The 12,950-nt window shown below is 49.7% G+C and carries 11 protein-coding genes; 9 read left to right on the forward strand and 2 right to left on the reverse strand.

Annotation, left to right across the window (positions count from 1 at the left end; all coding sequences use genetic code 11):
• Nucleotides 1-125: 125 nt before the first annotated feature.
• From Q397_RS0106145 to Q397_RS0106160, 4 genes are read left to right on the forward strand one after another with little or no spacing between them, the layout of a single operon-like run.
• On the forward strand, nt 126-2,249 hold the full coding sequence (locus Q397_RS0106145; protein WP_028878659.1) for a heavy metal translocating P-type ATPase: 2,124 nt from the start codon (nt 126-128) through the stop codon (nt 2,247-2,249).
• Nucleotides 2,246-2,659 (forward strand): Cu(I)-responsive transcriptional regulator, encoded by a 414-nt coding sequence (gene cueR, locus Q397_RS21345; protein WP_051609769.1) that lies wholly within the window; start codon nt 2,246-2,248, stop codon nt 2,657-2,659. Before Q397_RS0106145 ends, cueR begins: the two co-directional genes overlap by 4 nt.
• A complete protein-coding gene (locus tag Q397_RS23915; protein WP_051609770.1) occupies nt 2,646-3,845 on the forward strand; it encodes a divergent polysaccharide deacetylase family protein in 1,200 nt (399 codons plus the stop codon). Before cueR ends, Q397_RS23915 begins: the two co-directional genes overlap by 14 nt.
• A 10-nt stretch (nt 3,846-3,855) precedes the next feature.
• A complete protein-coding gene (locus Q397_RS0106160) occupies nt 3,856-4,059 on the forward strand; it encodes a heavy-metal-associated domain-containing protein (RefSeq protein WP_028878660.1) in 204 nt (67 codons plus the stop codon).
• A 59-nt stretch (nt 4,060-4,118) separates the two neighbouring features.
• Here the strand turns inward: Q397_RS0106160 and trpE are convergent, their stop codons facing one another.
• Together trpE and Q397_RS0106170 are read right to left on the reverse strand one after the other, a co-directional pair.
• Entirely contained in the window at nt 4,119-5,639 is a 1,521-nt protein-coding gene (gene trpE / locus Q397_RS0106165; protein ID WP_028878661.1) for an anthranilate synthase component I, read from the reverse strand.
• A complete protein-coding gene (locus Q397_RS0106170) occupies nt 5,639-7,513 on the reverse strand; it encodes a SurA N-terminal domain-containing protein (protein WP_028878662.1) in 1,875 nt (624 codons plus the stop codon). The genes trpE and Q397_RS0106170 overlap by 1 nt, the downstream gene beginning before the upstream one ends.
• Nucleotides 7,514-7,706: 193 nt before the next feature.
• Here Q397_RS0106170 and tpiA point away from each other — a divergent pair, with 193 nt between their 5' ends.
• The 5 genes from tpiA (at nt 7,707) to eno (ending at nt 12,939) form a co-directional block, all read left to right on the forward strand.
• Nucleotides 7,707-8,471 carry a triose-phosphate isomerase gene (gene tpiA, locus Q397_RS0106175; RefSeq protein ID WP_038012941.1) on the forward strand — a complete coding sequence of 255 codons (765 nt, stop codon included), beginning with the start codon at nt 7,707-7,709 and terminating at the stop codon, nt 8,469-8,471.
• Nucleotides 8,472-8,537: 66 nt separating this feature from the next.
• Complete coding sequence (secG, locus tag Q397_RS0106180; protein WP_028878664.1) at nt 8,538-8,879, forward strand: preprotein translocase subunit SecG; 342 nt, start codon at nt 8,538-8,540, stop codon at nt 8,877-8,879.
• Between the two features lie 109 nt (nt 8,880-8,988).
• On the forward strand, nt 8,989-10,623 hold the full coding sequence (locus Q397_RS0106185; RefSeq protein ID WP_028878665.1) for a CTP synthase: 1,635 nt from the start codon (nt 8,989-8,991) through the stop codon (nt 10,621-10,623).
• 2 nt (nt 10,624-10,625) lie between these two features.
• Nucleotides 10,626-11,489, forward strand: coding sequence for a 3-deoxy-8-phosphooctulonate synthase (gene kdsA, locus Q397_RS0106190; protein ID WP_038012942.1), 864 nt, complete (start codon nt 10,626-10,628; stop codon nt 11,487-11,489).
• 175 nt (nt 11,490-11,664) lie between these two features.
• Nucleotides 11,665-12,939, forward strand: coding sequence for a phosphopyruvate hydratase (eno, locus tag Q397_RS0106195; RefSeq protein WP_028878667.1), 1,275 nt, complete (start codon nt 11,665-11,667; stop codon nt 12,937-12,939).
• Nucleotides 12,940-12,950 lie beyond the last annotated feature (11 nt).

Here is a 12,950-nt window from a genome sequence, read left to right on the forward strand (position 1 = left end):
GGCCTTAATTTATCGCAGAATGCAAGCTGACAGCCTCTAGGTCAAGCTGGTTTTTAAATCTCACTCTTGACCTTGCCCTTACTGGAAGGACCATATAACATTCAAGCTAACTGGAAGGTATTAGGATGATTGAATATCAATTAAACATCACAGGCATGACCTGCGCCTCCTGTGCCAGTCGCATTGAAAAAGTTGTCAATCGATTGGATGGAGTTGAACACGCAAGCGTCAACCTCGCAACAGAACAAGCAAGCGTGCGCTTGAGCAACGATCAGCTCGCAGCCGATGACATCATTGCCAAAATTGAAAATGCCGGATTTGGTGCAACGCTTTTAGATGACACCAATCAAGACGAACAGGAAGAAGAGAACAAACGCCACCTTAAGCGCGACAGAATGACCGTGCTTTTTTGTGCACTCCTGACCATTCCACTCGTCGCACCGATGGCCGGGCTCTTCGTTGGTCAGGATTGGCACCTAAACGGCTGGCTTCAGCTAGCACTGGCAACTCCTGTTCAATTGATTGCCGCACAGCGGTTCTATAAATCCGCTTGGGGCGCGTTCAAAGCTCTAACAGGGAATATGGACCTTCTCGTCTCCATCGGCACGACAGCAGCCTATGGATTAAGCCTATATCACCTTCTAAGCCCATCAGAACATGCAAATATGATCTATTTTGAAGCATCCGCTGCAGTTACCACCCTTGTTCTGGTGGGTAAGTTCCTTGAAAGCCGTGCCAAACATGGTGTTACAGCAGCTATTCGGGCGCTTATGCACCTCAGGCCGGAAACCGCACGCCGCGTGGTAAACGGGAAAGAGGAAACCGTTGCAATCAATCTCATCAAAAAAGGCGATCATGTCCTTGTTAAACCGGGGGAACACATCCCCGTCGATGGTCGCATTTTAGAAGGCCACAGCCAAATTGATGAATCGATGCTGACCGGAGAAAGCATGCCCGTGAAAAAAAACACCCGCGACACCGTAACCGGCGGCTCCATCAACGGCTCGGGGCTACTAACCATCGAAACGACCGCGATCGGTAAAGAAACCACACTGGCCAAAATCATCGAAATGATCCAAGGCGCACAAGCCACGAAAGCTCCCGTGCAAAAGCTTGTCGATAAAATCGCAGCCGTCTTCGTTCCCATTGTTTGCGTCATCGCTCTGGTAACTGTCATAGGTTGGGTTTTAGCAGGTGCCACGTACGAACAAGGTTTGATCAACGCAATCACCGTATTGGTTATTGCATGTCCCTGCGCCCTTGGCCTAGCAACGCCAACCGCCATCATGGCGGGGACTGGCGTTGCAGCTAAGCATGGCATCCTGATTAAAGATGCCCAATCCCTTGAACTCGCCCATAAAATCGATACCGTCGTGTTTGATAAAACAGGCACCCTGACAGAAGGTAAACCCCAACTCATTGAACAAACGGGCGCCTTTCTCGATATTGCAGCCAACCTGCAACAAGGTAGCGAACACCCGCTTGCCAAAGCTTTTGTCAGCGAAAACCTGACCGCAATCAAAAACTTCAAAGCGACAAGCGGGCGGGGGATTGAAGCTGACATTGCAAACACTCGCTATCGGTTGGGTAACCGTGCTCATATGACCAATGACCTCACCAGCTTGGAGCCTTTGGCGCTCGAAATGGAGAAAAATGGCCTAACCGTCGTCTGGCTAGAAAATGAAACAAAAGTTCTCAGCCTCTTCGGCATTGGCGACAAAGTAAAAGAAAGCTCTTCTCAAGCCATAAAGCAGCTTAAAAGCAATGGCATTACGCCCATCATTTTAAGTGGTGACAACGAAGTGACCGCCCGCGCCGTTGCGGGTTCCATTGGCATTGAAGACGTCATCGCGCAAGTTCTCCCAGACGAAAAGGCAGGACATATCGAACGCTTGAAACAAAACAATCATGTGGTTGCCATGGTCGGGGATGGTGTCAATGATGCGCCCGCACTTGCAAGCGCTGATGTCAGCTTTGCTATGGGAACCGGGTCCGATGTTGCGATCCATAGTGCAGGCGTAACCCTCATGAGGCCAGACCCCTTATTAGTAGAACAAGCAATCAACATTTCAAAAGCCACCTACCGTAAGATTCAACAAAACCTGTTTTGGGCCTTTATTTACAATATCATCGGCTTGCCCGCCGCCGCTTTCGGCTTACTCAACCCCGTTATTGCGGGGGCCGCTATGGCCCTTAGCAGTGTCTGCGTCGTCACCAACTCTCTTTTGTTAAAAAGGTGGAAACCATGAACATCAGCAAAGTCTCCAAACTTACCGGTGTCAGCAGTAAAACCATCCGATATTACGAAAGCATCAACCTGATGCCACCCCCGGCACGGGCTGAAAACGGATATCGGGATTATTCCAACACTGATGTCGAAATCTTAAAGTTTATCCAGAGCGCCCGCAAAATGGGATTCCCCTTAAAGGATGTCTCAAACCTGTTGGAACTCTGGCAGGATAAAAATCGCGCCAGCAGAGACGTACGCCTGCTAGCACAAAGCCACATTGTCGAAATTGAAGGACGTATTCAGGAACTGCAAAATATTCGCGACACCCTGAAAAACCTTGTAGAGTGCTGCCATGGGGACGACAGGCCAGACTGTCCGATCCTCAATAGCTTCACCACAGAAAAGGACGAAGATTGTGGCTGTTCGTAAAAAGAAGAAAAAAGGTAAATCCAGCCTTTTTATTCTTGGTGCTTTAATATTCAGCTTACTGGCCTATGCCGGTGTTTTGTTTCAGGATCAGCTTTTTGATCCTGACCCCACACCTGCATCCACATCCGCAAAACCATGGTACAAAGAACATGTCAAAAAGCCTGAGCTGATACGCGCGCCCGATGCCCCCCTCCTTCTTGCGGCGACAGAAGCGGAAATTGATGACACAATCACCGAACTCACCCCGAAACAGCCGCTGAAAACAAAGCAGACACCCGCGCCGCAGCCTCGTCTTGCCAATGTCGACATATCGAGCAAGCCAACCCCGCCTGCTCAAGCCGTCTTTTACGAAGAAGCACTGCCAAACGATGTCTATGCGCCCGTTATTGCTATAGCGGAACAACCATCCAAGCCCGCAAATAACGTGACTACACAACAACCCGCCGCCCTATCAAGCTTTGAGCCGCGCTGGATGAAATATGCGGTAAAAATGACACCCGCGATCAACAAACCTATGATCGCGCTGGTCATTGACGATTTGGGACTGGACCGTAAACGCACAGCGCAGACACTTGCCCTTAAAGGGCCCCTAACCATGGCTTTTATCCCTTATGCAAAAAACTTAAACAAACAGACGACAGCAGCAAAAGCCAACGGACATGAATTGCTCGTCCATTTGCCCATGGAGCCTTTAAATAAAAAAATTGATGCGGGTCCCAACCACCTTCACACCCATCTGGCCCACGAAGACCTGCTGGATCGTATTCATTGGAACCTGGAACGGTTCGAGGGATATGTCGGGGTCAACAACCATATGGGAAGCCTTGCCACCACAGATCCTGAGGTCATGAGCGCCCTGATGACAGAGCTTAGAAAAAGGGAAATGCTGTTTCTGGACTCCCGCACGAACCCCAAATCTATCGCCACCGATTTAGCAGGAAAGGAAGGGGTCCCCTTTGCCGTTCGAAACGTCTTTCTAGATAATGTGAATGAAAAAGGCGCTGTGCTCAAACAACTAAGCTTACTTGAAAAAGTCGCGCGACGTTCCGGTTTCGCCGTTGGTATCGGCCACCCCCGGGACGGGACAATCGCAGCGCTCAAAGAATGGCTCCCCTCTATTGAACGCAACGGCTTTAGCCTCGTTCCCATTTCACAAATTGTCTTACATAACCAAGGTCTCAGTTAAGGAGAAAATAATGTCAAACACCTATATCGTCGACGGCATGACCTGTGGTCACTGCGCCCAAGCAGTCACAAATGCCCTTAAATCCGTTAAGGAAGATGCAGAAATCAACGTTGATCTTGCTGCCAAAAAAGTCACGGTCAGCGGGCTGGATGATGAAGCTAAAATCAAGGATGCCATCGAAGAGGCCGGATTTGATTTTATGGGCGCAGCCTAAAACGTCACGCACAAAAAAAGGCTGGGGAAACCCGGCCTTTTTTCGTTTCTATAAAACACTTAATTTCGCGGTCCGTCATCTGCCGCAAATTTATAGGCTTCTTCGGCTGCTCTCACCAAAGCGCGAGCCTTGTTGATGCTTTCCTGATATTCCCCCTCTGCGGAACTATCAGCAACAACACCGCCACCTGCTTGCACATACATTTTGCCATCTTTCAACAATGCTGTACGTAAGGCAATCGCCGTATCCATATCACCGTTGGCACCAAAATACCCGATACAGCCTGCATAGAAACTGCGTCGTTCCGGTTCCAGCTCGTCAATGATTTCCATCGCACGGACTTTCGGGGCACCGGACACCGTGCCAGCGGGGAAGCCGCCAATCAACGCATCCATATTGTCAAACCGGTCCGTATCAAGCTCCCCAACCACGTTAGAGACGATATGCATCACATGGGAATAAAGCTCGACAATAAACTTGTCAGTCACCCGCACAGTCCCAGTCTTGGCAACACGACCGACATCGTTTCGTCCTAGATCCAAAAGCATCAAATGCTCAGCCAGTTCCTTCGGGTCTGAGAGAAGGTCTTTTTTCAAGGCCTCATCTTCTGCTGCATCTGCACCTCGCTTGCGCGTCCCTGCAATCGGGCGAATTGTGACTTCACCGTCACGCTGACGCACCAGAATTTCAGGGCTCGATCCAACCAGTGTAAACTCCCCAAAGTTCAAAAAGAACAAAAATGGCGAGGGGTTTAAACGGCGTAGCGAGCGATACAAGGCAAAATGCGGTAATTCAAAGGGCAGGGTAAAACGCTGCGACAAAACCGCCTGAAAGATATCACCTGCCAGAATATATTCTTTGGCCTTATGCACCATATTATGAAATTCTTCACGGGTCATATTGCTTTCAGGTTCCGGCAAGGTGCCAATTGCCTCATTGAAGTCATGCGTCACCCGCAAGCTACCCTGCAAATCCTCAACAACATCCTGCAAACGATCTTGTGCCAGATCATAGGCGTCTTTGGCGGACAAGCCATCTTGCGGGCGAATAGGGGTGACGATGGTCACGACATCTTCAATATTATCAAAAGCTGCGATAATGGTCGGACGCATAAAGATACCATCCGGTATCCCCAAGGGGTCCGGGTTGCTATCGGGTAACTTCTCCATCAAGCGAACAGTATCGTATCCCATATAGCCGACAAGTCCGGCTGCCATGGGTGGCAAGTGGTCCGGCAAGTCGATTTCACTTTCAGCGATTAGACTGCGCAACGAGTCCAGCGACGGCTTATCGCACGGCTCATAGGCCGCACGGTCGTCACCGGCCTTACGATTAATCTCAGCTTTCTCCCCGAAACAACGCCACGTCAAATCCGGCTTCATCCCCAGAAAGGAATAACGACCGCGCTTTGCACCCCCCTCAACAGATTCCAAAAGAAAACTGTCGGGCTTGTCATTGGCGAGTTTCATCATAGCAGAAACGGGTGTTTCCAAATCTGCCACCAACTTTGTCCATACCACTTGGGCCTTGCCCGCGTTATATAGAGTTTCAAAAACGTCGTAGTCGGGGAGTAGTTTCATCACTGTTGCTCTTGTACAAACAGGCTATTTACGAGATTACGATCAATCGAAACCGTGTAACGGTCACGCAACGCATTTACAAACTGCCCTTGCAGGTCACCTGTCACACTTTCTTGTAACTGACGACGCATCGCATTAATCGCATTTTCATCATCCGCACCTTCGATCGCTTGAACGTTTGTCAACACAGCAACCACATAGCCATCCGAAGCCGCCCCATTGACCGCTTCATCAACTTTTGCTGTAAACAGTTTCCCAACAACAGATTGCGGGAGCGGTGCATCAAAACGGGTAAAGCCTTCCTGACTTTCAACAGTAAAGCCAGATTCTTGTGCGGCAGCTTGAAGGGTCTTACCTTCTTGAACGGCAGCTAACAACGCATCCGCTTTTTCCTGTGCAAGGGTCTGCTTTTTCTCTTGTTCCAGCATCTCAGCGGCAACGGACTTCACTTTGTCAAAGTCACGCGCCTGTGATGCCGTCACCCCATCGACACGAACCATGAAGTATCCGCCGAAACCATCATCTTTCATTGTAGGTTCAGCATTAAGTTCTGCCGTGAAGATTTCGTTCAGGATTTCAGTATTTGATGCGATCTCAGTTTGAGTACCTTCTGTATCCAGACCTTGACGATCTACAGCCGACAAACGCTTAAGCTCGAAACCAGATGCTTTCGCAGCTTCTTCGATGGTTGCACCACCACCAAGGGCATCTTCCACATCGTTGGAGATCGCAAACAGTTCATCAGAAGCCATTTCCATGGCCACACCTTCACGCAATTGATCTTTCACTTCATCAAAAGTCGGGTTTTGTTCAGCAACCACTTCTGTAACCCGTACGATGTGCCAGCCCAATAAGGATTGAATCGGCGCACTCACACCATCTTTCGCAAGGGCAAACACATCTTCACGCAGTTCTTCCGGCAACTCCTCTTTCGTCACATCGCCCAAGACCAAAGAGTCCGCTTCCAAACCCAATGTCTCATTTGCGACATCGGCAAAGCTTTTACCGCTTGCAATCGCGTCAACAGCGGCCTGCGCTTCTTCTTCAGTTGCGAAGACCATTTGCTCGACCGTACGGCGCCCCGGTTTCTTAAACTCGGCCTGACGGGCTGTGAATGCATCTTCGAGCTTTTCCAACGGAACTTCGATGGTTTTAGCAACATCGCTCGGCTGGATATGAAGCAAGCTTACACTGCGATATTCCGGCGCCATGAATTTATCGATATTGTCATCATAATACTTGCGCACTTCTTCGTCCGTTGCTGCCGCAACATCACCAACATTAGCTGTCGTGATCTGGACAAAATCAGCAGAACGCTTTTCCTGACGGTGCTTATAAAGGTCTTTAACCGCAGAAATTGGCATAACAGACCCGTTTACCAGGGCACTCACCAGTTGTTCACGCTGCAAGTCACCACGAACCAGTTCAATAAACTGACCTTCCGTCAGCTGATTCGAAAACAGAACCTGTTCAAAACGTTGGCGGTTGAATTGACCATTATCCTGAAACATCTCTGTCTCTTTGATGGATTGAGCAACCAGTTCATCACTAACCGCGATGTCCATTTCATCTGCGTTGACTTCAAGCAGGGTGCGGTTAATGGCGCGATCCACCACGCTGTTGCCGATAACCAAAGACAATTGACCATCAATTTGCCCCCCCGTTAACTGGCGCATGCGGTTCATTTCACGTTGAAAGTCGTTGAACACTTCCTGTGCGGAAACTTCAACACCTCCAACGGTACCTACACTGCTGCTAGTCGTTGCCGGACGCAACATGTCGCCTACACCCCAAGCTGCGAAACTTGCAATCAGGAGGAAAAGCAGGGCTTTGACGATTATTGAATTTGAATGTTTGCGAAAACCATCGAGCATGATGTACGTGTTCCAAAGATAATAGTGTTATAAATTGCGGTGCGCATCATAAGAGGGGAAACCCAACCTAGCAACAGCTTAAACTATGTAAATGAAGCAAGAATGTGACAAAATGAACAAATCACTGGTGCCTGAAAGACTATTTGTGTAATAAAAAGTCAAAATTCACTGACTTTCAAAAGGACTGTTTCTCATGTCACGTCGCCCGTTGATCGCTGGTAACTGGAAAATGAATGGCCTGCGCGCTGATGCCAAAGCGCTTGCAAGCGAAATCGCCAACCTTAAAAAATCTGATACCGCGGATAACTGTGACCTTCTTGTTTGTCCTCCTTTCACAGTTATGGAAACTGTCGGCACTGCCATTGAAGGATCAGGCGTCTTTTTGGGGGCGCAGACCTGCCATACTGCAGAAAGCGGTGCTCATACAGGTGACATTAGCCCTGTAATGTTAAAAGATGCAGGTTGTACGCACGTTATCCTTGGACACTCCGAACGTCGTACAGACCATGGTGAAAGCGACGCTGATGTTCAGGCGCAATCCATTGCAGCCCACACCAACGACCTGATCGCCGTCATTTGCGTTGGCGAAACAGAAAGTGAAAGAGAAAGCGGCAACGCTCTGCAGGTTGTACGAGAACAAATCATCGGGTCCGTCCCCGCGGGGGCCTCAGCCCAAAATACAGTGATCGCCTACGAGCCCGTTTGGGCCATCGGCACAGGCAAAGTTGCGACTCCTGATGATGTCCAGACAATGCATGCAGACATCCGAAACACCTTAAAAGACAAATTGGGTGAAGATGCAGCCAACGGCATGCGCATTTTATATGGCGGCTCCATGAAGCCTGCAAACGCCAAGGAATTGCTGGCTTTGGCTGATGTTGACGGCGGTTTGATCGGCGGTGCTTCCTTAAAATCTGAAGATTTTTGGGCAATTGCGCAAAGTTGTCCTAGCAATTAAGTTTTCTTCGCGTTAAAAGAAGCCCCAAGTTTCTGGAAATTTGAATTTAAGGATGGAAGAGCAGCGATGACAAACGTTCTTCTCGCTATACATTTGATCTTGTGCCTCGGCCTGATCATTCTGGTTTTGATCCAACGCTCTGAAGGCGGCGCCTTAAGCGGTCTTGGTGGCGGCGGTGGCGGCGGCGGTATGAGTGGCCTCATGACAGGTCGTTCTGCGTCTAACCTGCTAACGCGCACAACTGCTTTACTTGCTGCTGGCTTTATGGTGACAAGCTTGGTCTTGTCTCTGTTGGCAAATGCCGAGCGTAACTCAGGGTCCATTCTGGATGACAATTCACTGAAGCCTGTCATTCAAACACCGGCAGAGCAAAAGCCGACTGAACCAGGCGCGCCTCTGGCACAATAGGGTTCGCTTTCATTTTTTTGAAATGCGTTCTTGAAATTACATTGAAGAGGCGGTCAAATGGCCGCCTCTTCTTCTTTGATTAAAAAAGTAGACGTTTAGGTTTTTAAACATGGCAGCACGTTATATTTTCATTACTGGTGGCGTTGTTTCTTCACTGGGTAAAGGCTTGGGTTCCGCAGCTTTGGGCGCCTGCCTGCAAGCACGTGGTTTCAAGGTTCGTTTGCGTAAACTGGATCCGTATCTAAACGTCGATCCCGGCACCATGTCCCCATACCAACATGGGGAAGTTTTTGTAACAGATGATGGTGCTGAAACCGACCTCGATCTTGGTCACTATGAGCGTTTTACTTGTGTAAATGCAATGCAAAGTGACAACGTCACCTCCGGTCGCATCTATTCCAGCGTTATCCAAAAAGAACGCGCCGGCGAATATCTTGGTGCAACAGTACAAGTTATCCCGCATGTTACTGAAGCGATCAAAAACTTTACCAAAGCCAACGTCACAGACGAAGACTTCATTCTCGTGGAAGTTGGCGGGACAGTAGGGGATATCGAATCTCTGCCGTTCCTTGAAGCGATCCGCCAAATGGGGAACGAATTGGGTCGTGGCCGCGCAATGTATTTGCACACCACACTGGTCCCTTACATTCCGGCAGCAGGTGAACTTAAAACCAAACCGACACAGCACTCTGTAAAAGAATTGCTAGGCCTTGGCATCAGCCCGGATGCCTTGCTCTGTCGTTGTGACCGTGAAATTCCCGCAAGTGAACGTCGCAAAATCGCACTGTTCTGTAATGTTGCAGACGATGCGGTTATTCCGGCACTTGACGTAGATACAATCTACCGCGTGCCACTGTCTTACCATGCAGAAGGTCTGGACACGGTTGTGTTGAAACACTTTGGCATGGCGGCCCCGGAACCTGATCTGTCCAAATGGGAAGAGATCGTCCACCGCGTTCTTGAGCCGGAAGGGGAAGTCAACGTTGCCATCGTTGGTAAATATGTTGAACTTTTGGAAGCCTATAAATCTTTGGGTGAAGCGCTGACGCATGGCGGCATTGCCAACAATGTCAAAGTCAACCAGCACTGGATTGATGCTGAAACACTTCTGGCAGAAGACGGCATGAAACAGTTAGAAGACAAAGACGCTATCCTCGTCCCCGGTGGTTTTGGGGAACGTGGCGCGGAAGGTAAAATCGCAGCCGTTAAATATGCCCGTGAACAAAAAGTTCCTTACTTCGGAATTTGCCTTGGTATGCAGATGGCTGTTGTTGAAACAGCGCGCAATATGGCAGGCATTGAAGGGGCGGGTTCTTCTGAATTCGGCAACTGCAAAACGCCAATCGTTGGCCTGATGACCGAATGGGAAAAGGAAGACGGCTCCAAAGAGACACGCGCAGAAGACGGCGATCTTGGCGGCACCATGCGTCTTGGTGCTTACCCTTGTAAATTGGTGCCCGGCACGCTAGCACATGACATTTATAATGGTGCAAAAGAGATTTCCGAACGTCACCGTCACCGTTACGAAGTAAATGTCGACTTCAAAGATAAACTGGAAGCGGCTGGCATGAAATTCTCCGGCCTATCACCCGATGGGATCCTGCCAGAGATTGTAGAACTGCCGGATCATCCATTCTTCATCGGCGTACAGTTCCACCCAGAACTGAAATCCCGCCCGACGGACCCGCATCCAATTTTCACCGCCTTTATCAAAGCAGCAATTGAACAAAACAGATTGGTCTAATAATGGTCGCACAAAAGCATGTTCAAGTCGGTAACGTCACCTTTGGTAACGATTTACCGTTTTGCCTGATCGCTGGTCCCTGCTCCATGGAAGGGCGCAACCACGCCCTTGAAATGGCGCACGCCTTGACAGAAATGTGTAACGAACTCGGTATCGGCTTAATCTATAAGTCCTCTTTTGATAAAGCCAACCGCACGAGTGTTGAAGGCAACCGCGGCATCGGCATTATGCCCGCCATGTCTATCTTTCAGGAAGTGAAAGACACCTATGGCTGCCCTGTGATCACCGACGTTCACAACGAAGGGCAATGCGCTGTTGTCGGCGAAGTTTGTGACATGATGCAAATCCCTGCGTTTTTGTGTCGTCAGACAGACTTGTTGCTGGCTGCAGGTCAAACCGGTAAAGCGGTCAACGTTAAAAAAGGTCAATTCCTTGCCCCTTGGGATATGGCCAACGTGGTTAAAAAAGTCGCCTCCACAGGCAATGAGAACATCCTCATCACAGAACGTGGCTCCAGCTTCGGCTACAATACACTTGTTACCGATATGCGTGGTCTGCCCCAGATGGCTCAGGATACAGGCTACCCGATCATCATCGATTGCACCCATTCCGTCCAGCAACCGGGCGGGCAGGGCAATTCGTCTGGCGGTCGTCGCGAACTGGCCCCCGTCGTCGCGCGTTCTGCTATCGCGCTTGGGATTGCAGGTGTGTTTGCAGAAACACATGAAGATCCGGACAAAGCCATTTCTGATGGTCCGAACATGATCCCGGTGCAAAAATTAAAAGGCGTCCTTCAGACCCTACAAGCACTGGACGAAGTTGCAAAAGCCAATCCGGTCGATCTGGTCGGTATGGCGACTTACTAAGAACAAAGCCTGACGTGCCCTTTGCGTCAGGCTTTTTTGTTTAGGGCCAAAGCGCAACTAAGCGAGAGTCTTTTCTTGCATTTTTGGCCCTAACACAGTATTCAACCCCCGACAGGGTAACGGGCCCTGTTATCATCTTCTGTCATCATTTATCTCAGAAAAGAGAGCATCTCAAATGAGCGCTATTATTGATATTCACGGTCGCGAAATTCTCGATAGCCGTGGTAACCCTACTGTTGAAGTTGACGTCCTTTTGGAAAGTGGCGCGTTTGGCCGCGCAGCCGTTCCCTCTGGCGCCTCTACAGGTGTACATGAAGCCGTTGAATTACGCGATGGCGACAAAGGCCGTTACCTCGGGAAAGGCGTCGAAAACGCTGTAGAAGCTGTAAACGGTGAGATTTTTGATGCTCTTGTTGGTCTGGAAGCTGACGAACAGCTGTTGATCGACCAAACCATGATCGACCTTGATGGCACAGAAAACAAAGGCCGCCTTGGCGCCAACGCCATGTTGGGCGTTTCCATGGCTGTTGCCCGCGCAGCTGCTGAAGAAGCAGGCCTGCCGCTTTATAAATATCTGGGCGGCGTTTTCGCACGTGAACTGCCGGTTCCTTTGATGAATATCATCAACGGTGGCGCACACGCGGACAACCCGGTTGATATTCAAGAATTCATGATCATGCCAGTTGGCGCCTCTTCTATCCGCGAAGCCATCCGCATGGGTGCTGAAGTCTTCCACGCGCTGAAAGCGGCTTTGAAAGCTGCCGGTCACAACACCAACGTTGGGGATGAAGGTGGCTTCGCACCGGGCGTTGCATCTTCTGAAGAAGCCCTGTCTTTCATCATGACCGCAATTGAAAACGCTGGTTATAAAGCGGGTGACGATATCGTACTGGCCCTCGACGTTGCCTCTTCTGAATTCTACAAAGACGGCAAATATGAACTGGCTGGCGAAGGTAAATCCCTGTCTTCTGCTGAAATGGCAGATTACCTTGCTGATCTGGTCGAGAAGTTCCCGATCGTTTCCATCGAAGACGGCATGGACGAGGACGACTGGGAAGGCTGGAAAATCCTGACAGAAAAAATCGGCGACAAATGTCAATTGGTTGGGGATGACCTGTTCGTAACTAATCCAAAGCGTCTGTCTGACGGTATTGATCAGCAAGTTGCCAACTCCATTCTGGTAAAAGTTAACCAGATCGGCACATTGTCTGAAACACTGGAAGCTGTCGAAATGGCACAAAAAGCCAATTACACAGCCGTGATCTCTCACCGTTCGGGTGAAACCGAAGATTCGACAATCGCGGACATCGCTGTTGCCACAAACGCAGGTCAAATCAAGACAGGCTCCCTGAGCCGTTCTGACCGCGTTGCTAAATACAACCAGCTGATTCGCATTGAAGAAGAGCTTGGTTCAAGCGCTGTTTATGCAGGTCGCAAAGTTCTGCGCTAAAGTTAATTTTC

It is taken from the genome of Terasakiella pusilla DSM 6293 (genome assembly GCF_000688235.1).
GTDB classification, from domain to species: domain Bacteria; phylum Pseudomonadota; class Alphaproteobacteria; order Rhodospirillales; family Terasakiellaceae; genus Terasakiella; species Terasakiella pusilla.

Coding starts and splice junctions, on each gene's coding strand:
- Q397_RS0106185 (WP_028878665.1), top strand. CDS start 8,989: ATGGCAGCACGTTATATTTTCATTACTGGTGGCGTTGTTTCTTCACTG.
- cueR (WP_051609769.1), top strand. CDS start 2,246: ATGAACATCAGCAAAGTCTCCAAACTTACCGGTGTCAGCAGTAAAACC.
- eno (WP_028878667.1), top strand. CDS start 11,665: ATGAGCGCTATTATTGATATTCACGGTCGCGAAATTCTCGATAGCCGT.
- Q397_RS0106160 (WP_028878660.1), top strand. CDS start 3,856: ATGTCAAACACCTATATCGTCGACGGCATGACCTGTGGTCACTGCGCC.
- kdsA (WP_038012942.1), top strand. CDS start 10,626: ATGGTCGCACAAAAGCATGTTCAAGTCGGTAACGTCACCTTTGGTAAC.
- Q397_RS0106145 (WP_028878659.1), top strand. CDS start 126: ATGATTGAATATCAATTAAACATCACAGGCATGACCTGCGCCTCCTGT.
- trpE (WP_028878661.1), bottom strand. CDS start 5,639: ATGAAACTACTCCCCGACTACGACGTTTTTGAAACTCTATATAACGCG.
- secG (WP_028878664.1), top strand. CDS start 8,538: ATGACAAACGTTCTTCTCGCTATACATTTGATCTTGTGCCTCGGCCTG.
- tpiA (WP_038012941.1), top strand. CDS start 7,707: ATGTCACGTCGCCCGTTGATCGCTGGTAACTGGAAAATGAATGGCCTG.
- Q397_RS0106170 (WP_028878662.1), bottom strand. CDS start 7,513: ATGCTCGATGGTTTTCGCAAACATTCAAATTCAATAATCGTCAAAGCC.